We start from the raw sequence: 23530 nt of genomic DNA on the forward strand, positions 1-23530 counted from the left end.
CGGACTCATCCCCGTGTCATGAACGATTGGCCGAAGCCGTCGTCGCCTTCGTCGGAGTCGCCCGGCGGCCTGCGCACCGGAGGCGGCTTCGGGGCGGATTCTTCTTCGAGGGCACCGAGATTCCGGACGTTCCGGTCCTCGCCGGGGTCTGGTTCTTCCGGTTCCGGCTCCGGAAACTTGGCCCGGTAGTTGCCGACGATCGTGTCCACCGTCTGCCGGTCGTCGCCGATCGTCTCGGCCATGACCTCGCCGAGCCGGTCCGGCAGCCGCGCCTGCGCCCGCCGCAAGGTCGTCAGTACCGCGGCGGCCACCTGCGCCCCGGAGAGCTCCCGGACCTGGTCGGTGATCCGCAGATCGGTCACGTTCCCCGCCGAGTCGACGGTGACCGTGACCAGCCCGTCCTTGCCGGTTTCGGTCACCGAGACCTGCCCGACCGCCGCCTGCATCGCTTGGTACCGCTGGGCTTTCTGCTTCGCCTGCGCCACCATCTGGTCCACCCGAGCCGCCGCGTCGCCCGCCCCGCCGGACAGCGGATCGCTCATCCCCCAGCCCCCCGATCTACGGTTTCGAGACCCCGAGGAAACCATCGGGATTCCGGCGAGGACGGGCGGATCAGCCTGATTAACTCGAATAGCCGAAGCCATTTCGCCGCATTCGCCACCGGATAGTCACTTTGTCCGGAGCCCTCCGGTCGCCGACAGCACCTCCGCCCGGGGCTTCCACCTCCCGCCTGAGCCGCCGGGAAGCCGACTTTCGTCGGTCAGATAGGTCTGGACAACTCAGTGAATGGTCTAGACAATATCGACCACGGGGGTCGGATCGGACCGGAGGAACCGCAATGAAGCGTGCTCGTTTCCTCGTCGTGCTCCTGCTAGCCGCAGCCGGCTTGGTCGTCGGCGGACCAGCACAAGCCGCGAACCTGCTCGCCAACCCCGGTTTCGAGACCGGTTCCACCTCCGGCTGGATGTGCCCGGCAGGCGCGGCCGTGAAGACGCCGGTGCATTCGGGAACCTACGCCCTAGCCGTCACTCCTGGCGCTTCCGACCAGGGCCAATGCACCCAAACAGTATCCGTGCGCCCCAACACGACCTACTCGGTCTCCGCCTGGGTCCAAGGTGCCCCGGTGTACCTGGGCGTCACCGGCGGCTCCTCCACTTGGACCAACGCCTCCGCATACAGCCAACTCTCGCTGTCCTTCACCACCACGGCGAACCAAACGTCCGCCGAGCTGTACCTGCACGGCTGGTACGGCGCCGGCACGTACTACGCAGACGACGTAGTCCTCGACGGACCCGGCGGCGACACCCCCGGTTCCCCTGGCGTCCCCGGAACCCCGACAGTCGGCACCGTCACCGACACCTCGATCGCCCTGACCTGGGGTGCCGCCGCGGGAACCGTCACCGGCTACCGCGTCTACGAAGACAACACCCTGCGCGCCACCGTGCCCGGCACTTCCACGACGCTCTCCGGCCTGACCGCCTGCACCTCGCACAGCTACTCGGTCACCGCCTACAACGACAAAGCCGAATCCGCCCACACCGCAGCGGTTTCCGCGACCACCACCGGCTGCACCAGCACCGGCCTGCCGAAACACTCCTTGATCGGCTACGTCCACGCAAGCTTCGCGAACGGCTCGGGATACTTGAAGCTCGCCGACGTCCCGGCCGCGTGGGACATCATCGACCTGGCCTTCGCCGAACCCACCTCCGTGACCTCCGGCGACATCCGCTTCAACCGCTGCTCGACCGCCGAATGCCCCGGCGTGGAAAGCGATGCCGACTTCATCGCCGCCATTCGCGCGAAGCAGGCGCAAGGCAAAAAGGTCCTGATCTCGATCGGCGGCCAAAACGGCGAAGTCCAACTCACGACCACCGCCGCCCGCGACAACTTCGTCAACTCCGTCGCGTCGATCATCGACAAATACGGCTTGGATGGCCTGGACGTAGACTTCGAAAGCCAGTCCCTGTCCCTGAACTCGGGCGACACCGACTTCCACAACCCGACCACGCCGGTGATCGTCAACCTGATCTCGGCTTTGAAAACCCTGAAAGCCCGCTACGGAGCCAAGTTTGTCCTGACGATGGCCCCCGAAACCTTCTTCGTCCAGGTGGGCTACCAGTTCTACGGCGGCTCCGGCGGCGGCGACAGCCGAACCGGCGCCTACCTGCCGGTCATCTACGCTTTGCGCGACTCGCTCACGGTGCTGCACGTACAGGACTACAACTCGGGCCCAGTCATGGGATTGGACAACCAGTACCACACGATGGGCGGCGCGGACTTCCTGATCGCCATGACCGACATGCTGAAGTCCGGCTTCAAAGTCGCGAACACCGGCCAAACCTTCCCCGGCCTACGAGAAGACCAAATCGCCGTCGGCCTGCCCGCCGCCGTCAGCGCAGGAAACGGCTACGTCTCTCCGTCTGAAGTCCAAACCGCAGTAACCTGCCTAGCCCACGGAACGGGTTGCGGCTCCTACACCTTGCGCGGCGGCGCGTCGCCCGCACTGCGCGGGTTGATGACGTGGTCGGTGAACTGGGATCGGTATTACGGCTGGGCTTTCCAGAACGCACACCGCCCGTTCCTGGACGGCCTCGGCTAACCGCGGTTCTCTTCGCCGACTACCACACAGGCCATCGGGAAACTTGCCGCCGAAGGCCTCTCGCTCGGCAAGCTCACGCACCGCGTCATGCATGCGTTGCGTGTTCGAATCATGCGGTGTGAGGCAGGCGAGGCCAAGGAGGAAACCTCTCCCGATCAGCGTTTCTCCGGCCACCTGGGCCAGAAGCCTGCCGAACAAACTCGCGAGCGGCGTCGAAACCGTTGCGTTCGCCCGGCAGACTTCCGCGCACGCGCTAATCGGATTCGTCTTACAGTTCCGCCGAAAGCACCTGCCGAGTTGGCTAGACGCCTCGACAAGTTAGTTGCCAAGCCTTCTCGCAGGTCGAACCCACGGAAAAGCACTCCTCCCAGGAAACAGCCGGGTAGTTCTACTCACGGTGGTCGAGCAGGACCTCTCGACCACGCCCGCGATCGTTGAGACGAACCATCTTGTCCCGTACCGTGATGGAGCGACTACGGGAGGGTACGCAGATGGGGTTCCGTACGGTTCCGGACGAACTGAGGGCCGCAGGCAAAGCCGCGACCGACGCGGCGGGGGTACTGCGCAGCGCACACTGCGCCGAGCCACCGGGCAGCTCCGCAGCGCGCTGCCCGGTGGCGCAGCAGGCGGAGCAGCCACGTCCTTCAGTCAGTCTTGGGAGTCGGACTTCACCACCTGCTGCACCGACGCCGAACGCTTCGGCACCGACCTCGCAACTGCCGCCCGCGACTACCAGGCCAGCGACCAGGCCGCACATAGTGGCATCAACCGCGCCGGAACCATGCGGGGACCGCAGTAATGGTCGGCCTTTTCGACGTCAAACGCTGGAACACCGGCCAGCTCGACGAGATCTTCAAAAACGTCCAGCAACGACTGCAAGTACTCACCCATTCCGGGGATGATTTCGGCAAAGTCATTCCGGTCGCGGGCTGGTCCGGCCCCGCCGCGGACAACGCCCGCTCCGCCCACCGCAGCCTCATGTTCCGCATCGACAAAATGGCCGCCGGAGCCAGCATCGTCGGCAAGGCCATAGGGCAGGCCTCCGATGCGATCACCGGCATCCAGCACGCCATCGCCGGAGCCGAAGAACTCGCCCGCAAGTACGGCTACCAAATCGCTGACAATGGCATAGTCACCGACCTCTATCCCGAGGGGAAAGCGCCACCGGAGCTGCACCCGGAGGACCGTGCCCGCGCCAAGGCCGAAGCAAGCGACGCCATCGCCCAAGCACTGCGCACCGCCGACGACATCGACCGCGACCTCGCCTCCGTCCTGCAGCGCGCGCAACAGGGCGGCTTCGGCACCGGCGACGAAGGCACCGTGACCGCTGCGGCCGCCGACGGCTCGCTCGACCCCGGCCTCACCCTGCTGGAACCGCCCAAGGACGGCAGTCCGACCCAGAACGCCGGCTGGTGGAACTCTCTCTCGCCCGCTGGACAGGCCATCCTCCTGCGCGACCACCCGGACTGGCTCGGCAACCTCGACGGACTGCCCGGCGGCGTCCGGTCGCAAGCCAACCTGGCTCGTCTCCCAGTGATCCGCGCCGACCTGGAACGCCAACTCGCCGAACTCCGCAAACCTATGGACGGCCCCGTTCTCGGCGAGTACGACATGCAGATCCGCGCCGACGAAATCGCCGCAGTCGAAGCCAAACTGCACTCACTCGACGCGGTGCAGACGACCATGGCGAAAGGCGGACGACAGCTGCTGTTCCTCGATGCCACCCACCCGCGGGTCGAAGCAGCCGTCGCCGTTGGCAACGTCGACACCGCGACCAACGTCGCGGTCTTCACGCCCGGCTTCACCACCACCGTCGACGGCAGCCTCGGCCGATACGACAACAACATGGCGGACCTGGTCGCTACAGGCAACACCATCGAGCGGCGTATGGCGGTGGGCCCACCGCCGCAGTCACGTGGATCGGCTACCAGGCACCGCAGGCGGACGGCGGCTTGGTCGACCCGACGCAATCGGTCGCCAGTCCGCTTGCCGCCCAGGCCGGGGGCGACAACCTCGCCCGCTTCTACAACGGCATCGGCGCAGCGCATGGCGCGACGAACACGCCGCTGCACCTCACTGCCCTCGGACACTCCTACGGTTCCGTCACTACCGGCTTTGCACTGAGCCACGACACCCCGGTCAACGACGCCGTTCTGTTCGGCTCGCCGGGTCAGGGTGCGGACCACCTGAACGTGCCTGCGGGGCACCTCTACTCCGAACACAACACCGGCGACAACCTCGTGCCGACCGTCCACGGCACGCTCGGCCCCAGCCCCTACTACAGTCCCAGCGCTGTGCCGAACTACCACCAGCTATCTACCGACGCCAGCATGACCAGTGTCGGCCCTTTCAACGCCAGCTACGACCACAGCGGCTACCTCGACAACCAGTCCACGAGCCTGTACAACATGGCCGCGATCACCACGGGCCACAACGACCTGGCTGTCACCTACCAACCCCCGCCCCCTCCGCCGGACGTGCGCCCCATCCCACCCGGCGTTCCCGCCTCCCCGCCAGAGACAACGCCACCTCCGCCCGTCGCGTCACCGCCGGGTGCCACGCCTACACCACCCCCGCGGTAGGACAGCTCGTGACCACTAACCACATTCAGCAGCCAGAAACTCAGACGTGCCGGCCGAACCATGTGCCGAACGGACCGACCCAGACGCGCCGGCCCCAGCGCGCGCTCCTCACCGCAGCCGCCGTCCTGCTGCTCAGCAGCTGCGGAACCTCCAACGATCCTCTTGACCCGGGAACAAGCGTGGACGCAAACACCTCCTTCACCGAACTGATGAAGCTGCCCGACATCGACCAAGCCGCACAGCGATACCAGCAGATGGCGACCGAGCTCCAGACTGCCCTCGGCAGCCAAGTTCCGGCGCTCAAACAATGGAACGTCGCCGACCAACCCATCCGCGCCGCCTGCGGTGCCGACCACCCGAACCTCGACTCCGCCGCGGAAACACTGCGACTGGAAAACCACGTCGCACCCGGAACGCTTTCGGACGCGGACTACGAAAAAGCACTGGCTGCTATCGGACCAGTCGTCACCAAACACGGATTCACCGCAAGCCCGCAGCGATTGCACGACACCCCGGGCTCACACGACGCCGTCTTCCACAACTACAAAGACGGCAGCTCTCTTCAATTCGGCAGCCACGTCAACACCGTGTTCAGCATCTCCATCGGCTGCCATCTCACCGCCGAAACCAAGAAACTCGGACACATCCCGCCAACACCCAGCTACTAGCGCGCGGACAGGACAGGTGCCATCGGCGATGGATTATCGAGGAGATCCGGGACTGGTCCGGGACTGTCTGTGCAGCGCAATGCCATCCGCGAAGAGTTACTCGCCCGAAACGTCGTCGGCCGGGTGACGCTGCCTGCCCCGCAGAAGTCGGCAACTTCGAACGTTCAAGCTGAACATATCCTGACCGCGCCAGCGTGTCAGAAGAAAGCTACTGCACCGCCAGACCAGGACTCCGGCCTCAGACGGACACCATGCCCATGATCGACGCCGGCACCGCGGTGCTGAAGCTATGCATCGAGCGCAGGACCCGGGACCGCGACAAGGGCCGACGTCCGGCCAGCCCTCAGCCTACTGTTCACCACCCAGCTCGACCCACCTGCCGAGCCGCGTAGCTTCCTTCGCCCTTGGGCTGCCCGCGCGGATCCTTCGGCACGCCCAGTTCCCCATGACGATGGAGATTTACACGGGGGCCTCGTCCGAGCAAACGGGGCAGCACTCAAGAAACTGGGAGACAGTCATCGGTGGGCTGCTTCGGTACGGACACGAAAAAGGCCCTCCCCGGTTCCCCGGAAAGGGCCTCTCACCTGCTGTGGAGCTGAGGGGAATCGAACCCCTGACCTTCTCGATGCGAACGAGACGCGCTACCAACTGCGCTACAGCCCCTAGGAGCGTGAGCCCCTGTCGTTCAGTGCTTGGAAAGCTTAGCAGCGCCCTCCAGGCACCCAACAGCGGGGGGTCACTCTCCGACGGCCCGGCGGTAAGGACCCGCGCTGGGCTCCGCGAGTTCCTCGAAAGCGGGGTCCTCATCGTCCAGATCGACCACGACCGCCTGCCGGCGGATGCGGGACATCGGGGACGGTTTGCGCTCCACGATGTCGCGCGGCACCTCAGGCGCGACGACCTCGACGTCTTCCTCTTCCTCCGCGAACGAGTCGTACGCCTCGCGGGGAGGAGCGGGAGCCGTCGTCGCGTAGCGGGCCATCCGGCGCTGCCGGATCTCTTCCTCGATGCGGACCTGGCGGCGCAGGTACACGAGGTAGCCGACGAGCGCGACGTCCACCGCGGCGTGCACCCACCACGCGAGAGACAACACGAATCCGGCGATCGCGGCCGTGACGACGGCAGCGATCAGCAGGATCACGACTACTCGCTGACGGAACGCGTACTTGGCCTTGGCCGCGATCTCCGCCGCCTCCGGGTCGAAGCCGCCACGACCGGGCCGGTAGCTGCGGCGTTCGCGGCGCGGTTCGGCGGCGCGTTCCGCGCGCGCAGGCTGCGGGAGCGGCTCCGGTTCGGGCTCGGGCTCGGCGTCCAGGTCTGCGTCGAGTTCCGCCTCGAGTTCGGCGAGATCATCCTCTACCGAAGGATTCGCATTGTCGGACACGGCGTCGTCCTCCTGTCCCTCGTTGCGAGCACTGCCCCTTCGCACTACCCGGGCGGCCAGCGCGGAGGTTGGCGTCCGCGCGACTTGCTGGCGTTTGCGAGCCACCATGGGCACGAGAACGACGAGCCATGCCGCGGCGAGCGCGACGATGATCACCGAACTGGGCATCTCCCGTCACCTCCCCCGATCCTCTGCTGTAGTCACGCTAGCCACAACAGTCACACAGGAGGCGCAGACTCGCCGGGTTCGATCACGAAAATGCATCACCGCATTAGGTGAATCTCACAGGATGTGGTAACGCGTGACCGGCGAGGGACGCGTAGTCACGGTCAGGCCAGCTCGGCGCGTCCGGCCGCCACCAAGCGGGACACGAGGCCGTCGCCGGTCTCCTCTTTCGTCACGGCGAAGCAGAGGTGGTCTCGCCAGGCTCCGGCGACGTCGAGATACCGCTCGAACAGGCCTTCCTGCCGGTATCCGGCCTTGGTGAGCACGCGGATGCTGGCGTTGTTCTCCGGCCGCACGGTCGCTTCCAGCCGGTGCAGCCCGGCGGCATCGAAAGCGTGATCTGTCACGAGCGCGACGGCCGCGGTGGCCACGCCTCCCCGGACGATCTCCGACGACACCCAGTACCCGATCCAGGCCGACCGGAGTGCGGCGCGGATCACATTACCGACAGTGATCTGCCCCGCGAACTTTCCGTCCACCGTGATCGTGAACGGCAGGCACTGGCCCCGCCGCGCCAGCCCGCGCAGCGCCGCCCACTGGGACGGCCACGACCAGAACGCGTTGCGGTCCGCCCACGGCCCGATCCCGGTCGGCTCCCACTCCTCGAGGTGCTCGCGGTCGCGCAGCCGGACGCGGCTCCACTCGCCGGCGTCGCGCAGCCGCACCGGGCGCACGGCCAGCACGCCCGCCGGGATCCGCAAGGGGCCGAGCGTGGCGGGCCAGCCGGGATGCCGGTTTTCGACCGAGTCGGCGAGTGCGGCCACGGATCAGGCGCGCTGGGCGAGGAAAGTGACCTTGACCTGGTCGCCCGCGGCCACCTCGGTGAGATCCTCCTCGACGGTGATGAGGCAGTTCGCCTCGGCCAGCGACGCGAGCAGGTGCGCGCCCGACGTGCCGAGCGGCTGCACCAGGTACTCGCCGTTCGCCTCGTCGCGCAGCAGCTGACCGCGCAGGTAGCCGCGGCGGCCCTTCGTCGAGGTGATCGACGACAGCAGCCGTGCCCCGACCACCCGGCGGTGCGGGTTGCGGGTGCCGCGCGCGGTGCGGATCAGCGGCCGCACCAGCACCTCGAACACCACGAGCGCGCTCATCGGGTTGCCCGGGATGAGGAACGTCGGCACCGAGTCCGGACCGAGCCTGCCGAAGCCCTGCACCGAACCGGGGTGCATGGCGACCCGGGTCAGGTCGATGTGCCCGAGGTCGGACAGCGCGGCGTGCACCTCGTCGCCGGAAGACCCGCCCGCCCCGCCCGCGACGACCACGATCTCGGACATCAGCAGCCGTCCTTCGACGACCTCACGCAGCCGCTTCGGGTCGCCCGGCACGATGCCGACCCGGCTGACCTCGGCACCGGCGTCGCGTGCGGCCGCGGCCAGCGCGTACGAGTTGACGTCGTAGACCTGGCCGACCGACGGCGTGCGGTCGATGTCCACCAGCTCGTCGCCGACCGACACGATCGACACCCGCGGCCGCGGGTAGACCAGCACCTTCGCACGGCCGACCGCGGCCAGCAGCCCGACCTGCGCGGAGCCGATGGTGTCGCCCTTGCGCACCGCGACGTCGCCGATCTGCACGTCCTCGCCGGCCCGGCGGACGTAGCCGGCCGACGGCACGGACCGGTTGATGGTGACCTTGGCCTGGTGGCCGTCGGTGTAAGCGGTCGGGACGACGGCGTCCGCGAGCGTGGGCAGCGGCGCGCCGGTGTCGACGCGCACAGCCTGCCCCGGCTGCAACCGTCGCGGCTGACGCGAGCCAGCCGGGATTTCGCCGACGACCGGCAGCTGGACCGGTTCCTGTCCGGCGGTCTGCACGTCGACGCTCCGGACCGCGTAACCGTCCACCGCCGCCTGGTCGAAGCCGGGCAGCGCGTGTTCGGCGACCACTTCTTCCGCGCAGAGCAGGCCCTGCGCTTCGGAGATCGCGACCCGGACCGGCCGCGGGCGCACGGCGGCGTCGAGGGTCAGCGCGATCTGCTCGTCGACCGAACGGAAATCGCCGGACTCGGCGGTTTCGTCTGCCGCGACAGCGATTTCTGCCGATTCCGCCGCCGCGACGGCCTGAACCGCGGGTTCAGTCACCGTGGCGTCTTCGGTCGGGGTGGTGTCGAGGGAGTCCGTCATGGGCGATCGTTTCCGATCCGTTCGGTCAGCCAGGTGCGCAGCGAAGGCCCGTAATCCGGGTCCTCGAGCGCGAAATCGACGGCGGCGCGCAGGAATCCGCCCGGGTTGCCCAGGTCGTGCCGCCCGCCGCGGTGGACGACGATGTGCACCGGGTGCCCCTCCTGGATCAGCAGCGCGACGGCGTCGGTGAGCTGCAGCTCCCCGCCCGCGCCGGGCTCGATCCGGCGCAGCGCGTCGAAAATCGCCCGGTCGAGCAGGTACCGCCCGGCCGCGGCGTAGGTCGACGGCGCGTCCTCCGGCTTGGGCTTCTCGACCATGCCGTGGACCTGCTTGACGTCCGGGTCGTCGGTCTCGGTGACGTCGAAGACGCCGTACGGGGAGATCTGCTCCTTCGGGATGTCGAACGCGCAAAGCACGCTGCCGCCGTACTGGGCGCGGACGGCCGACATGCGGTCGAGGACCCCGGCGGGCAACACGAGGTCGTCGGGCAGGAGAACCGCGACCGCGGTGTCCTCGTCGGTGAGGTTCGGCTCGGCCTGCGCGACGGCGTGCCCGAGCCCGAGGGCCTGTTCCTGGATCGCGACCTCGACGTCCAGCAGCTCCGGCCCGCGGCGGACCTTCGCCAGCAGGTCGGTCTTGCCCTTCTCCTCGAGCGTCTTCTCCAGTTCCGGCTTCGCCTCGAAGTACCGGACGACGGCTTCCTTGTCCGGCGAGGTGACGATCACCAGCCGCTTCGCGCCCGCACTCGCCGCCTCGGCCGCGACGATCTCGATCCCCGGCGTGTCGACCACTGGCAGCAGCTCTTTGGGCACCGCTTTCGTCGTCGGCAGGAATCGCGTGCCGAGGCCTGCGGCAGGCACGATGGCGGTTCTGAAGGTCTGGGTGGTTGAGGCGCCCGTCATGGGCGCAAAGCCTAACCTGGTCTCATGCACGAGCCGGGCAATGAGACCCCGAGCAAGGCGGAGTGGCGGACCCGAATCCTTCGCGCCCGCGCCGAACTGCCTCCCGAAGCCCACGCTCGCGAGGCAGCCGCCCTGGCGACGGCAGCGTCGTCAATCCACGCGGAAACGGTCTGCGCGTACCTCCCTTTCGGCACCGAGCCCGGCCAAATCTCCCTGGTGAACGCCCTGGCCGCGACGGGTGCTCGCGTCCTCCTGCCCGTCATCCCGGACACTCCCGGCCCGCTCGACTGGTCCGAGTACACCGGCCCGGGCGCCCTGCTCCCCGGACGCCTCCGCGGCGTCCTGGAACCGTCCGGCCCGCGCCTGGGCACCGCCGCGGTGGCATCGGCGCAGGTGCTGCTGATCCCAGCCCTGGCCGTCGACCGCCACGGCACCCGCCTCGGCCGCGGAGCTGGCTACTACGACCGCACGCTGGCCGCAGCGCCGGACACCGCCCGCGTGGCTGTGGTGCGCGCAGAGGAGGTCGTGGACCGTCTCCCGGCCGAACCCCACGACGTGCCCATGACCGCCGTTCTGACGCCCTCCGGCCTCATCCAGCTGCCGACCGCCGCCGCGGCTCGCTGAGGGCTCGCTGAGGAAGTGGTCAAGACCACTCGATCGGCGCGCCGCGCTCGGTTCCGCCGACCGGACCCAACCACCGCCGCTCAGCCGACAGCCCAAGCCCGGTGAGCGGCCGGCCCGCCGACAGCCCAAGCTCGGTGAATGGCCGTCCCGCCGAAAGCCCACGCCCGACGACCGCCGTCCCGCCACCAGCCAAAGCCATCGAGTGCCGGACGACAGCTAAGCCGTTGACTGCCGCCCGACGGACAGCCAAAGCCCACGACTGCCGTCCGGCTGGAAGCCCCAGCCCACGACCGTCGCCCGGCTGGATGCCAAGCCAACGACCGCTGTCCGGCCAGATCCGAAGCCGAGCAGCACCGTCCGACCGAAGGCTTCAGCCGGTCACAGCCACCCGAACCGCAGGCCCAGGTTGCCCGACCAGCGACCGAACAGAAGCCCGCAGGCCGCCGCAACGGTCACGCCGCCAGCTTTAGCCAAGGCCCGACGTCCACAGCCGCCCAACAGCCCAGCCGCCAGCTCCGCCAGGCCGCTCGGGGCCGTCTGCACACCGACCGCCAGACACGTCGCCAGCTCCACCCAGCTTGCCCAGCACCCAGTCACGAACCGCCCAAACCACGCATCCACACGCAAGCCACGCCAGCACCGGTATCCGCCATACCGGCACAGACGAGCCCTCCACGGCCCCGCCAGGCCCCGCCAACCTGCCCGACGAAGCCCCATCCGACCGGACCAGCCGCGGCCCAGCCACCCCAGCCACCAACGCCCAGGACACCCTGACCAGCGCAAACCCGCCGCCGCCAGTGCCGCCGCAGCACTGTGAGCAAGGGGTAATTGCGCTGAGGGAATGCTGTCCAGCACAATTGGGTTAGCACTCTTGTAGGTCGAGTGCCAGTGCATGAAGGAGCTTCAGTGCCCACGTACCAGTACGCCTGCAAGGAATGTGACCACCGCTTCGAGGCGGTGCAGTCCTTCTCCGACCCCAGTCTGACCGTCTGCCCGCAGTGCTCCGGTCCACTGCGCAAGGTCTTCAGCTCGGTCGGCGTGGTCTTCAAGGGCAGCGGGTTCTACCGCACGGATTCGCGTGATTCGAGCAAGTCGAGCACCTCCGCGGCCCCGGCCAAGACCGAGAGCGCCAAGTCCGACTCGTCGTCCACCACCTCCTCTTCGTCGACGTCTTCTTCGTCCTCGAACACATCCTCCACGACGAGCACGACAAAAACGGCTTCCGCGTCCTCCTGACCCCCGAGTTATCCACAAGGGGCCAGTTGTCCACAGGTTCGCGAATCGGCTCTTCCGGCCGGTTCGCGACGTCCTTAACGTCGGATTCGCGCGGCATCCCGCCGTGCCGGAACCGACGAGGGGACAACCGTGAACACCTTGCTCAGCCGCCTTCCCGCGCTGCCTGACGTCCGTCTGCCGCGCGGGCGGCGAGCCCGGATGCTCCGCCGGTGTCTCGCGGCGGCCTTGCTCTTGGCCGGCCTGCTCGTCCTGTTTCTCCCGCCCTCCGCACGGGGCGCTCCCGCCACCTCGACGGTGGTCTCCGCACGCGACCTTCCCGCGGGTTCTGTCCTGCGCGCTGCTGACGTGCGGACCGTCGCGCTGCCCGACAGCCTCCGCCCGTCCGGCGCGCTCTCGGCAATTGACGCGGCGGTAGGCCGTCTTCTGTCCGGCGCGGCTCGGGCCGGCGAGCCCATCACCGACGTCCGGCTCCTGGGCAACAACCTCCCCGTAACGGGTGAACCCGATGCGGTCACCGTCGCCGTCCGGCTCGCGGACGCGGCGGTCGCCGAGTTGCTTCAGCCGGGCCAGCGCGTCGACGTCGTCGCGGGCGCGGATACCACAAATTCCGCGTCTGTGCTGGCCAGAGGGGCTTCGGTGGTCACCGTCCGGCGTTCTGACGACGCCGGGAACCGCACTTTGGGCCCGCCGCAGAAGGGCCCACTCGTGCTGCTCGCGCTGCCGAGGGAGGTTGCCACGCAGGTCGCTGCTTCCTCGCTCGAACGACCGGTAACGGTTACTCTCCGCTAACCCGACCCTGTTCCGACGGGCGACGACTGTCCGACGACGGTCAGACGCCCGTCCCGAATCCCCTGGGAGCAGCAGTGCTGAAAGGTTTCAAGGACTTTCTGATGCGCGGCAACGTCGTCGACCTCGCGGTCGCCGTCGTGATCGGCGCCGCGTTCACCGCGATCGTCACCGCGTTCACCAACGGCCTGATCAAGCCGCTGATCAACGCGCTGGGCGGCTCGAACGCGGCGAAGGGCCTCGGCTTCAACGTCCGGAACGGCAACGACTCGACGTTCATGGACTTCGGCGGCGTGATCAACGCGGCGATCAACTTCGTGATCGTCGCCGCGATCGTCTACTTCCTGATCGTCCTGCCGATGAAGCACATCCAGGAGCGCCGCAAGCGCGGCGAGGAGCCCGGTCCGGCCGAGCCCACGGACGTCGAGCTGCTCACCGAAATCCGCGACCTGCTGCGCGCGCAGCAGGGCAACGGCCCCTCCAGCCGCGGCAACTGAGGGGTCACCGATCGTGATGCGGGGGCCGGTTCTCGAGATACCAGGAATCCGGAGTGGTCTCCGGGCCCCGGCCCCGCTCATCGGACGTGGTCTCCGGCAGGACGTCGCCGAAGATCTCGTCGACCCGGCGGCGGCGCTGGGCCTCGTCTGCGCGGGGGCGTCGTTCCTCGTGCGGCATGGGTCCATCGTCCCACCTGTTGTTTGACAAGTGCAGAGAGACATCCGCCGCAGGCGGCCGGGCTCAGACCTCTTCGAGGCCGGAAAGCTCGTCGATCACGTGCGGGACCAGCGACGAAAGGGTCGCCATGCCGTCGCGCACCGCCGCGCGCGAACCGGCCAGGTTGACCACCAGCGTGCTGCCCGAAACGCCGGCCAGGCCGCGGGAGATCCCGGCGTCGACCGCGCCCGCGGCCAGCCCCGAGGCGCGCAGGGCCTCGCCGATGCCCGGGATCGGGCGGTCGAGCACCCCGGCGGTCGCGTCCGGCGTGCGGTCGCGCGGCGACACTCCGGTGCCGCCGACCGTGATCACCAGGTCCGCCCCGCCGATCACCGCCGTGTTGAGCGCGTTGCGGATGCCCGCGGTCTCGGCCTCGACCACCACGACGCCGTCGACGATGAACCCGGCCTCCTCGAGCAGCTCGGTGACGAGCGGCCCGGAGGTGTCCTCGTGCTCCCCGTGCGCGACCCGGTCGTCCACAATCACCACGAGTGCCCGGCCCAGCCGCTGTGCGCTCCGTTCCATGCCGACACCGTATCCGGTTCCCGGCCCGCTTCGCCGCCACGGGCCCGGTGATTTCTGACGATTCGGTGACGTGGTCCGCGCAGGCCGCGCGCACCCCGAGGCAGGCGGCCTGACGTCGGCGAGGTGCGAGTGCTCCTCACCGGCGGCGCCGGGTTCATCGGGTCCCGGATCGCCGATCAGCTGGCCGACGACGGCGACGAGGTCGTCGTGCTGGACAACCTGCTGTCCACCGCGCACGGCTCCACCACGCCACCCGAATACACCCGGCGGCACCGCTTCCTGCGCGGTGACGTCACCGACACCGAGATCGTCGCCGCGCTGCTCGACGGCGTCGATGCGGTCTGCCACCAAGCCGCGGTGGTCGGCCATGGCGTGGATCCGTCGGACGCGCCCTCGTATGCGCTGAACAACGACTACGGCACCGCCGTGCTGCTGGCCGCGATGCACGCGGCGAAGGTGCGCAAGCTTGTGCTCGCCTCGTCGATGGTGGTTTACGGCGAGGGGCGTTACGCGTGTGCGGAACATGGTGTCGTTCCGCCGTCACCCCGTCGGCAGTCCGATGTGGACGCCGGACGTTTCGAACCCGCTTGCCCGCACTGCGGTGCCGAGTTGGGCTGGCAACTCGTGCCCGAAAACGCGCCGCTGTTGCCTCGAAGCACCTACGCGGCAACAAAACTGGCGCAAGAACATCTCGCGGGTGCGTGGGCAAGGCAGACCGGCGGCACGGTCTGGGCGTTGCGCTACCACAACGTCTACGGCCCGCGGATGCCGCAGAACACGCCATACGCGGGTGTGGCGTCGCTGTTCCGTTCGGCGCTGGAGCGGGGCGAAGCGCCGACGGTGCTGGAAGACGGGCGGCAGCAGCGGGACTTCGTGCACGTGGACGACGTGGCCCGAGCGAACGTCCTCGCACTCCGGAACGACGGTCCGGAGGCAGATCTCACGCCGCTGAACATCTGCTCCGGACAGCCGCACAGCGTCGGCGACCTGGCCCGGGAACTGGCCCGCGCCTGCGGAGGGCCGGAGCCGCGGATCGTCGGCGGTGCACGGCCCGCGGACGTCCGGCACGTAGTCGCCGACCCGGCCCGAGCGCGGGAGTTGCTCGGGTTCCAGGCGGAAACGTCCTTCGCGGAAGGCATCGCCGCGTTCGCCACCGCGGAACTGCGCGCCCCTGTCACTCGATGAGGTGAAGATCACGTTCCGGAATGAATCGGCCGTACCGGATCTTGATGCTGGGCATGCGTTCCATCGTGGTGGGGGACATCGAAATCCACGCATTGACCGACGGACGGCTGCAGCTGCCGTCGTCGTTCTTTCCGGGACTCCAGGGCAAGCGCTCGGCACCGAGCACGGTGCCCGTGGCCATCGGCGCATTTCTGCTCCGAACGGGTGGCCGCACGGTGCTGGTCGACGCTGGGTTCGGCCCGCGTCCGTCGGGTGAGCCGCATCTGCCGCAGCACTCGAAAGAGCAGCTGCACCCGGTGGTCAGCGCCGTCGAAGCGGAGCACACCGGAGGCTTGCCCGCAGCGCTCGCCGAAGCCGGGGCCGCTCGCGAAGACATCGACACCGTGGTGCTGACTCATCTGCACGCCGACCACATCGGCTGGGTCGCGCCGAACGGCGAGCCGTACTTCCCGAACGCCGAAGTGCGGTACGGCGCACCCGACTGGGAGGCGTTCGTCGAACCGGCGGGACGGCACGATCGCGGCCGCGTCGCGCTGGAAGCCCTTCGCACCCAGGGCAAACTGCGTCCGCTGCTCGACGGCGAACTGGTCGCGCCCGGCGTCACCGTCCGACATGCGCCCGGGCACACGCCAGGGCATTACGTGCTGGAAATCGTGGATCAGGACCGCCGCGCCGTCCTGGTCGGCGACGTCTTCCAGATTCCGGAGCAGATGGCGGACCCGACGATCGGCGCGGCGTCCGACGTCGATTCCGGGCAGGCGGAGCAGACCCGCCGCCGCTGGCTCGGCGAGGTGGTCGGCACCGGCACGATCGTCGCGGCGGCACATTTCCCGGACGAGCCGTTCTTCCGGATCGCGGCCGACCGCACCGTGGAGCCGGTCTCGGCGGTCGCCGCGTCCTGACTGTCCACAACGGACAACTCAGGACGCGGCCAGCGGCAACCGCACTTCGAAGCGGCAACCCGGTCCGTGGTTCTGCACGCCGATCCGTCCTCGGTGTGCCTCCACCAGGCCTTTCGCGATCGCCAGGCCCAGTCCGCCGCCGCTGGTCGTGCCGCTGCGATCGGGAGTGCGGGCTTGCGTGCCGCGGAAGGCTACGTCGAAGACCCGGCCGATCTCGTCGTCCGGAATCCCGCCGCAGCCGTCGTCCACGGCGAGCAGCGCCTGGTCGCCGTCGATGCCGATCTGCACGGCGACCGTGCCGTCCGGCGGAGTGTGCCGGATGGCGTTGGAGACGAGGTTCCGCACGATCCGCGCCAGCTCCGGATCGCTGCCGGACACCACCGGCCACGCCGACGCGTTTTCCAGCACCCGCACGCGTTTGCGGTCCGCCACCGGCGCCTGCGCGGCGACCGCGTCGCTCACCACGTCGCGCAGCGGCACCGCCGACATGCTCAGTTCGAGCGCTCCCGCGGTGATCCGGGACAGTTCGAACAGGTCGCCCACCATGCCGGACAGCCGGGTCGTCTCGCCGCTGATCCGCTGGGCGTAGTCGGCCACTTCAGCACGCTCCGAAACCACGCCGTCCGCCAGTGCTTCCGCCATCGCCTGGATCCCGGCGAGCGGGCTGCGAAGGTCGTGGCTGATCCACGCGACCAGTTCGCGCCGCGAAGCCTCCGCCGCGCGTTCGCGTTCCCGCGCCTCGCGTTCCCACACACTGCGCCGCGCGATGACCCGGCCCAGCACCATCGCCGCGGGCACCGCCACAAGTGCCACGAGCAGGCACACGAGCAGTTCGGTGGTCAGGGCCTCGGTGAACATGAAGCCGCTCACGCCGAGGATCCCGACCAGCATCGCGGCGACCGGGGTCAGCACGAGCGTGGTCATCGTGGTGGCCAGCGACCGGTGCCGCAGCAGGTAAAGCGCGAGTCCGCCCAGCGCTGCCACCGGCAAGGCGAACAGCAAGGCGAGCGGCAGGATGTGCAGGACGTGGACGAACATGTCCCACGCGGACTCGCCCGAGCCGATCATGGCTGTGTCCGGTCGTAGCGGTAGCCGACGCCCCACACTGTCGCGACGCGGACGGGTTTGGCCGGGTCACGTTCGATTTTCTCGCGGAGCCGTCGCACGTGGACGGTCACCGTGGACTGGTCGCCGAAGTCCCAGCCCCACACCTTCTCCAGCAGGTCCGCCCGGCTGAACGCGACGCCGGGATGGGAGAGGAAGAACGCGAGGAGATCGAACTCCCGGGTGGTCAACGGCAGCGCCGCACCGTCGAGCGTCGCCTGGCGGGCAGTCATCTGGAGCCGAAGATTGCCGTCCACCAGCTCGGCCGTGGGCGGTTCGGGCCGGGGCATCCGAGCCCGCCGCAGCACGGATGCCACGCGCAGCGTGAGTTCCTTGGGACTGAACGGTTTGGTGACGTAGTCGTCAGCCCCCAGCTGCAGTCCGGCGATGCGGTTTTCCTCCTCGCCGAGCGCGGTGAGCATGACGATCGGCACCTGGCTCGTCTGCCGCAGCCGGCGGCATACCTCCAGGCCGTTGAGGCCGGGCATCATGACGTCGAGCACCACCAGATCCGGCACGCGCTCGGCGAACTGGGCGAGCGCCGCCGTGCCGTCGCCGGCCAGGTCGACGGTGAAACCGGCGGTTTCGAGGTAGCGACGGACGACGTCGCGCACGGTCTCGTCGTCGTCCACCACGAGCACGCGACCCGCTTGGTCCTCCATGCCTCACCTCACCAGTTCGTCAGCAGCAGGTGGTTGACCGCGAGCGCGACCACCGCCTGTCCGGCCAGCCACCAGCGGCGGTGGCCCGCCGGGAGCAGCGCCGTGGCCGGGAGCAGCCACGCGCCGAACGGTAGCCAGATCCGTTCTACCTCAGCCTTCGACAGGCCGGACGAATCAGCGAACACGATCGTGAGCAAGGCGGCCAGCACGATCAGCAGGACCGGATCGCGCAGGATCGTCCGGCGGGAAGGCAGAAAGACCGCCGTCGCCACCCCGCGGCGGGCGGCCGCGACCACCGCCGGCCCACACGCGACCGCTACCGCAGCCAGGTCGGCCCACACCCAGTACGAATACGGCCGCACCAGCGCCACGCCCTGGTAGTAGCGCTCGACCACGAGGTGGTAGCCATCGAACCACCAGAAACCGGCTAGCGCGAACACGGCGACCACTGCCAATGCGCCGAGGACAGCCACTGCCGCCGCACGCCATTGCCTGCCGAGCAACGCGACCGCCAGCGCGACCAAGCCGAGCAGGACGAGGCCGTAGGAGAGGAAGATGCCGAATCCGACGAGAACCCCGGCTGCCAACGCCGTGGGCCAGGCGTAACCACCGCGTGCTCGGAAGCCCACCGACGCGAGGGCGAGCAATGCGATGCCGGTGGCGGTTACCCCAGCGAAGAGGCCGTCCGCCGACACGCCCAGCCACACCGCACCGGGGCTGAGCACGGCGAACGGCAGTGTCGCGCGGGCGGCGCCGGGACGGCCGAGCAGGGCGATCGTCGCGGGGACCGCGACCGCGACCAGCGCGGCCACCAGCACCACGGCGGTCGACGCCCACGCACCGCCCCGGAGGCCGAGCCGGTCGAGCCAGACGAACACGAGGGTCGCGCCGGGCGGGTGGCCGGACACGTGAGTGGTCCACGAGTTCGGCTGGAAATCGAGGATGCGCGAGGAGAATTCGCGGAGGAACCGCGGGATGTCCGTGATGCCGGGGACTTCGTGCAGGTACTCCTGCGGCGTAGTGAGCCGGCCGGCGAAGCCGCGCGTCCAGCCGTCCACCATGGCGAGCGAGAAGATCCAGGCGAGGGAGGCCAGGTAACCCGCGGCCAGCGCGCGCCGCCAGCGCAGCCGGGCGGCCAGAGCCGGGCCATACAGGACGACACCGGCGGCCAGCAGAACGGCGAACACCGAGCCGGGGCCGACGTGCGGCAGCCAATGCGCGAACAGCGGCGGCGCGAACGCGTAGATCACCACGCCCGAGCCTGGCCGGTTGTAATACACGCCGACGGCAGTCGCGGCGGCGATCACCACAAGGGTGACGCCGACTGTCACGAGGTCAGCGCGGAACCGGGCACGGACGGGAACCGGGGGCGGCGGCTCGGCGAGCCGGGCAGCCTTCGTCGACTCGCTCATCGCCGGTCACGATAACCCCGTCGGCGGCCGTCCGGCGGGTTTCCGGCGGATCCGTGAGAAGTCGGTAAGGTCTTGACCAACGTCAGGATTTGGTAAGCACAGCAAGGGTTCTGCACTGTCCTTTCCAGACTTACCGTACGCCTCGTGAACGAATTCGGAGTGGACGTCGTCCTCCCCTGCCTCGACGAGGCGGCCGCGCTGCCGGGCGTGCTCGCCAGCCTGCCGCCGGGGTATCGCGCGATCGTCGTGGACAACGGGTCGCGCGACGGTTCCCCCGGCGTCGCGGCTGGGCACGGCGCGAAGGTCGTCGACGAGCCGCGACGCGGTTACGGTGCCGCCGTCCACACCGGGTTGGAGAACGCGACCGCCGACATCGTCTGTTTCGCGGATGCCGACGGGTCGCTCGATCTGGCCGAATTGCCGCGCCTGGTCGCCGCGGTGATGGATGGTGCTGACCTCGCGGTCGGGCGGCGAGTACCGGTGTCGCGGGCGGCTTGGCCGTGGCACGCGAGAGCAGGCAATGCCGTCCTCTCGCTGCTCTTGCGGTCCCGTGGCCTGCCAGTACAGGACATCGCGCCGCTGCGGGCGGTGCGTCGCCGGGAGTTGCTGGCTCTCGGTGTTGCGGACCGGGCGTTCGGCTATCCGCTTGAACTGCTGGTGAAGGCTCAGCGCGCGGGCTGGGCGGTCCAGGAGTTCGACGTCGCTTACCGGGAACGGGCGCGGGGCACGAAGTCGAAGGTGTCCGGCTCGGTGCGCGGCACGTTGCGAGCGGTGCGGGACTTCGGGCGGGTGCTGGCCCGATGACGTTCTGCCTGCTTGTGGTCGCGAAAGCGCCGGTGCCGGGCTTCGCGAAAACTCGGTTGTGTCCGCCCGCGACACCCGCGCAAGCTGCGGAGATCGCCGCTTCCGCGCTGCTGGACACGCTGGACGCTGCGTTCGCCACCGACGGCGCGATCACGGTGGTGGCGATGACGGGCGACCTCGCGGAGGCAGCCCGGGGTGCCGAAATCGGCCGAGCGTTGCGGAAAGCGACCGTGATCGCGCAGCGCGGTTGGGATTTCGGTACCCGGCTGGCTAATGCGCATTGCGATACGGCTGCGGTGCATGCCGGGTTGCCGGTGCTGCAGATCGGCATGGACACGCCGCAGGTCTCCCCCGAATTGCTGGCTTCGGCGATCAACCCGGTCGTCCTCGGAGCCAGCCGCGCCTTGCTGGGCAGCGCGGAGGACGGTGGCTGGTGGGGGCTTGGGCTGGCTGATCCGCGGCAGGCACAAGTGCTCGCCGGAGTTCCGATGTCGCGTCCGGACACCGGATTCGGCACCCGTGCGGCCCTGAAAGGAGCAGGCCTTCGAGTCGGCGAGCTACCGGGTCTGTCCGATGTGGACACCATGGACGACGCGCTGCGGGTGGCCGCCATCCGGCCGGACAGCAGGTTCGCGGCCGCGGTCGATGCGGTGGGAGTGGTGGCATGAAACTCGCGACCGGCAGGGAATTCGACCGCGGGCTGCTGGGCCATCAGTGCTGGCTGGAACTCGCGAACGGAGACCGGATCGAGCTTCCGGTCGGTCGTTGGGCAGAAGGTTGCGGCGCGGGCGACGCCGTGCTGTTGGACGCGTGCGCGGGTCCGACCCTCGACGTCGGCTGCGGTCCAGGTCGGCTGACGGCCGCGTTGACGCGCCGAGGTGTGGTGACCCTCGGCGTGGACAGTTCGCCGGTCGCGGTGCGGCTGACGCGGCGGCGCGGGGCGAGTGCGTTGCAGCGCAACGTTTTCGGTCGATTGCCCGGAGAAGGACGGTGGAACCACGTGTTGCTGGCTGACGGCAACATCGGGATCGGCGGCGATCCCGATGCGCTGCTGCGGCGAGTGCGCGAACTGCTCACGCCGGACGGTGACGTGCTCGTGGAGCTGGAAGAACCCGGCCACGGCATGCGCCGCGACCACGTCCGGCTGCGGCCGGATCCCGCTGGCGGACGGTGGTTCACCTGGGCATGGGTCGGAGTGGATGCCATCGCGGAAATCGCGGCGCGGACTGGTTTTCGAGTGGTGTGGACGACCAGCCGCGGGCACCGCTGGTTCGCGAAGCTGGCACGCGCGTGAAACGGCTGGCAGCCGCGTGGCGCAGGCTCGACGCGCGGGTCACCGCAGCGCACGCCAAGGTGGCCGATCAGGCCCGTGCCGTCGAGAAGCGGGTCCCGAAGTCGGAGCAATTCAAGGGCGGCGCGCACGGCGAGCGCGTCACGGCCCGGGTCGGCAGCTTGCTCGGGATCGCGTTCCTGATCTGCTTCGTCACCGGGCTGCTGAGCCACTTGATCCAGCATCCGCCGGAGTGGTTCTTCTGGCCCAGCCGGCCGGTTTGGCTGTACCGGGTGACGCAGGGCGCGCACGTGCTGTCCGGAATCGCGGCGATTCCGTTGCTGCTGGCCAAACTGTGGAGCGTCTACCCGAAGCTGTTCGAGCGGCCGCTGGTGCGTTCGGTGCCGCACGCGGTGGAGAGGTTGTCGATCCTCGTCCTCTCCGGAGCGGCGTTTTTCGAACTGAGCTTGGGATTGCTGAACGTCGCGCAGAACTACCCGTGGAACTTCTACTTCCCGCAGGTGCACTACGCGGTGGCTTGGGCAGCGATCGGGTCGATCCTCGTGCACGTCGCGGTGAAGCTCCCGGTGCTCCGGCGGGCGCTGACGCGGGAACGCGCGCCTGTCCAGCAGCCCGGCCCCGGGTTGTCGCGTCGAGGATTCCTGGCCACCACGGGACTCGCGGCTGGGGTCGCCGTGCTGGCGACGGCGGGAGCGACCGTTCCTGCGCTGCGGAACGTCTCCGGGCTGTCGTGGCGGTCGGACAAGGGCACGCAGAAGTTGCCGGTCAACCGCACGGCCGTCGCGGCGCAGGTGACCAGGGTCGCGCAGGATCCCGGATGGCGGCTGTCCGTGGTGACTCCGGCGGGGACCCGGCAGTTCACGCTGGCCGAACTGCGGGCGCTGCCGCAGACCACTGTGGACTTGCCGATCGCGTGCGTCGAAGGATGGAGCCAGATGGCTACCTGGCGCGGCATCTCGTTCCCGGACCTGCTGCGCGCGAGCGGCAGTTCACCCGGAGTCGACGTGCGCGTGTCGTCGTTGGAGAAGACCGGTCTGTACGGCGTCAGCGTGCTGCCCGGCGAGCACACCGCCGACCCGCTCACGCTGCTGGCACTGGAACTGAACGGCGAGGTCCTGAACCTCGACCACGGCTATCCGTGTCGCGTGATCGCGCCGAGCCGTCCGGGAGTGCTGCAGACGAAGTGGGTCGCCAGGTTGGAGGCGCTGTGAAGACCGCGCGGATTCTGCTGGCACTGCCCGGATTAGCGGCGTTGGCGTACGGGATCGTGCTGTTCCTCGACTACGCGGCACCGGCGTGGCCGGACAGCGTCACGACGTTGGTGTGGATCGGCGGCGGTCCGATCGTCAACGACGCGGTGTTCGCTCCGCTCGCGGGAGTGGTCGGCCTGCTGCTCACCCGGGTCCTGCCGCGGCCGTGGCGGGCGCCGGTGCAGATCGGTGCGGTGCTGACCGCGGTGCTGGGTTTCCTGGCGTTCCCGCTGCTGTGGCGGGCTTATGGCGTACCTCCGAAGCCGGGACTGCACGACGGGAACACCTGGCTGGGACTGCTGGTGACGCTCGCGGCGGTGTGGAGTGCCGTCCTCGTCGCTTCGGTCGTCCGGATTGTCCGGGTCCGGCATCGGGCGGCGCGGAAAATCCGGTCGCGCGCACGGAGTTGACCTGGGTTTTCTTCCGGTACCGGAATTTTCCCGCGGATTCGGCGTTTGGGACAGCGTGCGCGTGGGCACCTCACCGCACGCGGAGAGGCTCTCCGTGCCGAGTCGGAGGCGGCACGGAGAGCCTCTTCGTGTTTTCGTGCGGGCA

General features: G+C 69.1%; 23 protein-coding genes, 1 tRNA gene and 1 pseudogene. 14 read left to right on the forward strand and 11 right to left on the reverse strand.

The annotated features are described in order from the left end of the window. Positions 1-5 precede the first annotated feature (5 nt). A complete protein-coding gene (locus CU254_RS34100; RefSeq protein WP_037715722.1) occupies positions 6-542 on the reverse strand; it encodes a YbaB/EbfC family nucleoid-associated protein in 537 nt (178 codons plus the stop codon). Between the two features lie 296 nt (positions 543-838). On the opposite strand from CU254_RS34100, the gene CU254_RS34105 reads away from it, so the two are divergent. The 3 genes and pseudogenes from CU254_RS34105 to CU254_RS34115 all read left to right on the forward strand — a co-directional run bounded on the left by CU254_RS34105 (position 839) and on the right by CU254_RS34115 (position 5849). Beyond that, positions 839-2599 carry a chitinase gene (locus CU254_RS34105; RefSeq protein WP_009083533.1) on the forward strand — a complete coding sequence of 587 codons (1761 nt, stop codon included), beginning with the start codon at positions 839-841 and terminating at the stop codon, positions 2597-2599. A 1683-nt stretch (positions 2600-4282) separates the two neighbouring features. Then, positions 4283-5181, forward strand: a pseudogene (locus CU254_RS45100) (alpha/beta hydrolase). A gap of 8 nt (positions 5182-5189) precedes the next feature. Then, the gene (locus CU254_RS34115; protein WP_009083539.1) at positions 5190-5849 is read left to right on the forward strand and encodes an LppA family lipoprotein; all 660 of its coding nucleotides are present in this window, start codon (positions 5190-5192) and stop codon (positions 5847-5849) included. 590 nt (positions 5850-6439) lie between these two features. Here CU254_RS34115 and CU254_RS34120 read toward each other — a convergent pair. From CU254_RS34120 to CU254_RS34140, 5 genes are all read right to left on the reverse strand, one after another. Continuing rightward, positions 6440-6512, reverse strand: a tRNA-Ala gene (locus CU254_RS34120). A gap of 73 nt (positions 6513-6585) precedes the next feature. Beyond that, entirely contained in the window at positions 6586-7401 is an 816-nt protein-coding gene (gene glpR, locus CU254_RS34125; RefSeq protein ID WP_009083541.1) for a gephyrin-like molybdotransferase receptor GlpR, read from the reverse strand. Positions 7402-7562: 161 nt separating this feature from the next. Further along, the gene (locus tag CU254_RS34130) at positions 7563-8222 is read right to left on the reverse strand and encodes a GNAT family N-acetyltransferase (protein ID WP_009083544.1); all 660 of its coding nucleotides are present in this window, start codon (positions 8220-8222) and stop codon (positions 7563-7565) included. Between the two features lie 3 nt (positions 8223-8225). Next, positions 8226-9578, reverse strand: coding sequence for a gephyrin-like molybdotransferase Glp (gene glp / locus CU254_RS34135; RefSeq protein ID WP_009083545.1), 1353 nt, complete (start codon positions 9576-9578; stop codon positions 8226-8228). Then, positions 9575-10480: a UTP--glucose-1-phosphate uridylyltransferase gene (locus CU254_RS34140; protein ID WP_009083546.1), complete on the reverse strand. Its 906-nt coding sequence runs from the start codon at positions 10478-10480 to the stop codon at positions 9575-9577. Before CU254_RS34140 ends, glp begins: the two co-directional genes overlap by 4 nt. A gap of 24 nt (positions 10481-10504) precedes the next feature. Between CU254_RS34140 and CU254_RS34145 the strand changes: the two genes are divergently transcribed. From CU254_RS34145 to mscL, 4 genes are all read left to right on the forward strand, one after another. Beyond that, positions 10505-11104, forward strand: a complete 600-nt coding sequence (locus tag CU254_RS34145) for a 5-formyltetrahydrofolate cyclo-ligase (RefSeq protein ID WP_009083547.1) — start codon at positions 10505-10507, stop codon at positions 11102-11104. A gap of 906 nt (positions 11105-12010) precedes the next feature. Then, complete coding sequence (locus CU254_RS34155; protein WP_009083551.1) at positions 12011-12340, forward strand: FmdB family zinc ribbon protein; 330 nt, start codon at positions 12011-12013, stop codon at positions 12338-12340. Between the two features lie 129 nt (positions 12341-12469). Beyond that, positions 12470-13129, forward strand: a complete 660-nt coding sequence (locus tag CU254_RS34160; RefSeq protein ID WP_100266964.1) for an SAF domain-containing protein — start codon at positions 12470-12472, stop codon at positions 13127-13129. 74 nt (positions 13130-13203) lie between these two features. Further along, positions 13204-13623 (forward strand): large-conductance mechanosensitive channel protein MscL, encoded by a 420-nt coding sequence (gene mscL / locus CU254_RS34165; protein ID WP_037715725.1) that lies wholly within the window; start codon positions 13204-13206, stop codon positions 13621-13623. A gap of 4 nt (positions 13624-13627) precedes the next feature. On the opposite strand, the gene CU254_RS43835 is transcribed toward mscL, so the two are convergent. Then, positions 13628-13801: a hypothetical protein gene (locus CU254_RS43835; protein WP_182889666.1), complete on the reverse strand. Its 174-nt coding sequence runs from the start codon at positions 13799-13801 to the stop codon at positions 13628-13630. Positions 13802-13864: 63 nt separating this feature from the next. Then, entirely contained in the window at positions 13865-14365 is a 501-nt protein-coding gene (locus CU254_RS34170; protein ID WP_009083558.1) for a molybdenum cofactor biosynthesis protein B, read from the reverse strand. 123 nt (positions 14366-14488) lie between these two features. On the opposite strand from CU254_RS34170, the gene CU254_RS34175 reads away from it, so the two are divergent. Both CU254_RS34175 and CU254_RS34180 read left to right on the forward strand, forming a co-directional pair. Then, positions 14489-15550, forward strand: coding sequence for an NAD-dependent epimerase/dehydratase family protein (locus tag CU254_RS34175; RefSeq protein WP_009083560.1), 1062 nt, complete (start codon positions 14489-14491; stop codon positions 15548-15550). Positions 15551-15603: 53 nt separating this feature from the next. Then, on the forward strand, positions 15604-16452 hold the full coding sequence (locus tag CU254_RS34180; RefSeq protein WP_063632065.1) for an MBL fold metallo-hydrolase: 849 nt from the start codon (positions 15604-15606) through the stop codon (positions 16450-16452). Between the two features lie 18 nt (positions 16453-16470). On the opposite strand, the gene CU254_RS34185 is transcribed toward CU254_RS34180, so the two are convergent. Genes CU254_RS34185 through CU254_RS34195 form a run of 3 tightly spaced genes read right to left on the reverse strand, consistent with a single transcriptional unit; the run spans position 16471 to position 19630 of the window. Then, the gene (locus CU254_RS34185) at positions 16471-17520 is read right to left on the reverse strand and encodes a sensor histidine kinase KdpD (protein WP_009083563.1); all 1050 of its coding nucleotides are present in this window, start codon (positions 17518-17520) and stop codon (positions 16471-16473) included. Continuing rightward, a complete protein-coding gene (locus tag CU254_RS34190) occupies positions 17517-18218 on the reverse strand; it encodes a response regulator transcription factor (RefSeq protein WP_009083564.1) in 702 nt (233 codons plus the stop codon). The genes CU254_RS34185 and CU254_RS34190 overlap by 4 nt, the downstream gene beginning before the upstream one ends. A gap of 8 nt (positions 18219-18226) precedes the next feature. Next, positions 18227-19630 (reverse strand): hypothetical protein, encoded by a 1404-nt coding sequence (locus CU254_RS34195; RefSeq protein WP_009083566.1) that lies wholly within the window; start codon positions 19628-19630, stop codon positions 18227-18229. Positions 19631-19789: 159 nt separating this feature from the next. On the opposite strand from CU254_RS34195, the gene CU254_RS34200 reads away from it, so the two are divergent. From CU254_RS34200 to CU254_RS34220, 5 genes are read left to right on the forward strand one after another with little or no spacing between them, the layout of a single operon-like run. Then, on the forward strand, positions 19790-20434 hold the full coding sequence (locus tag CU254_RS34200) for a glycosyltransferase family 2 protein (protein ID WP_037718449.1): 645 nt from the start codon (positions 19790-19792) through the stop codon (positions 20432-20434). After that, positions 20431-21102 carry a DUF2064 domain-containing protein gene (locus CU254_RS34205; protein ID WP_009083571.1) on the forward strand — a complete coding sequence of 224 codons (672 nt, stop codon included), beginning with the start codon at positions 20431-20433 and terminating at the stop codon, positions 21100-21102. The genes CU254_RS34200 and CU254_RS34205 overlap by 4 nt, the downstream gene beginning before the upstream one ends. After that, positions 21099-21728, forward strand: a complete 630-nt coding sequence (locus CU254_RS34210; RefSeq protein WP_009083574.1) for a methyltransferase domain-containing protein — start codon at positions 21099-21101, stop codon at positions 21726-21728. The genes CU254_RS34205 and CU254_RS34210 overlap by 4 nt, the downstream gene beginning before the upstream one ends. 59 nt (positions 21729-21787) lie before the next feature. Beyond that, positions 21788-22936: a molybdopterin-dependent oxidoreductase gene (locus tag CU254_RS34215; RefSeq protein WP_009083576.1), complete on the forward strand. Its 1149-nt coding sequence runs from the start codon at positions 21788-21790 to the stop codon at positions 22934-22936. Then, positions 22933-23385 carry a hypothetical protein gene (locus CU254_RS34220; RefSeq protein WP_037715728.1) on the forward strand — a complete coding sequence of 151 codons (453 nt, stop codon included), beginning with the start codon at positions 22933-22935 and terminating at the stop codon, positions 23383-23385. The genes CU254_RS34215 and CU254_RS34220 overlap by 4 nt, the downstream gene beginning before the upstream one ends. Positions 23386-23530: the final 145 nt, after the last annotated feature.

The sequence above is a fragment of the Amycolatopsis sp. AA4 genome (genome assembly GCF_002796545.1).
Classification (GTDB): domain Bacteria; phylum Actinomycetota; class Actinomycetes; order Mycobacteriales; family Pseudonocardiaceae; genus Amycolatopsis.

Excerpts from the sequence above, each read along its gene's own strand:
- CU254_RS34205 (WP_009083571.1), top strand. The coding sequence starts at position 20,431 with ATGACGTTCTGCCTGCTTGTGGTCGCGAAAGCGCCGGTGCCGGGCTTC.
- glpR (WP_009083541.1), bottom strand. The coding sequence starts at position 7,401 with ATGCCCAGTTCGGTGATCATCGTCGCGCTCGCCGCGGCATGGCTCGTC.
- CU254_RS43835 (WP_182889666.1), bottom strand. The coding sequence starts at position 13,801 with ATGCCGCACGAGGAACGACGCCCCCGCGCAGACGAGGCCCAGCGCCGC.
- CU254_RS34145 (WP_009083547.1), top strand. The coding sequence starts at position 10,505 with ATGCACGAGCCGGGCAATGAGACCCCGAGCAAGGCGGAGTGGCGGACC.
- CU254_RS34105 (WP_009083533.1), top strand. The coding sequence starts at position 839 with ATGAAGCGTGCTCGTTTCCTCGTCGTGCTCCTGCTAGCCGCAGCCGGC.
- CU254_RS34140 (WP_009083546.1), bottom strand. The coding sequence starts at position 10,480 with ATGACGGGCGCCTCAACCACCCAGACCTTCAGAACCGCCATCGTGCCT.
- CU254_RS34185 (WP_009083563.1), bottom strand. The coding sequence starts at position 17,520 with ATGATCGGCTCGGGCGAGTCCGCGTGGGACATGTTCGTCCACGTCCTG.
- CU254_RS34100 (WP_037715722.1), bottom strand. The coding sequence starts at position 542 with ATGAGCGATCCGCTGTCCGGCGGGGCGGGCGACGCGGCGGCTCGGGTG.
- CU254_RS34210 (WP_009083574.1), top strand. The coding sequence starts at position 21,099 with ATGAAACTCGCGACCGGCAGGGAATTCGACCGCGGGCTGCTGGGCCAT.
- CU254_RS34180 (WP_063632065.1), top strand. The coding sequence starts at position 15,604 with ATGCGTTCCATCGTGGTGGGGGACATCGAAATCCACGCATTGACCGAC.
- glp (WP_009083545.1), bottom strand. The coding sequence starts at position 9,578 with ATGACGGACTCCCTCGACACCACCCCGACCGAAGACGCCACGGTGACT.
- CU254_RS34195 (WP_009083566.1), bottom strand. The coding sequence starts at position 19,630 with ATGAGCGAGTCGACGAAGGCTGCCCGGCTCGCCGAGCCGCCGCCCCCG.
- CU254_RS34190 (WP_009083564.1), bottom strand. The coding sequence starts at position 18,218 with ATGGAGGACCAAGCGGGTCGCGTGCTCGTGGTGGACGACGACGAGACC.
- CU254_RS34170 (WP_009083558.1), bottom strand. The coding sequence starts at position 14,365 with ATGGAACGGAGCGCACAGCGGCTGGGCCGGGCACTCGTGGTGATTGTG.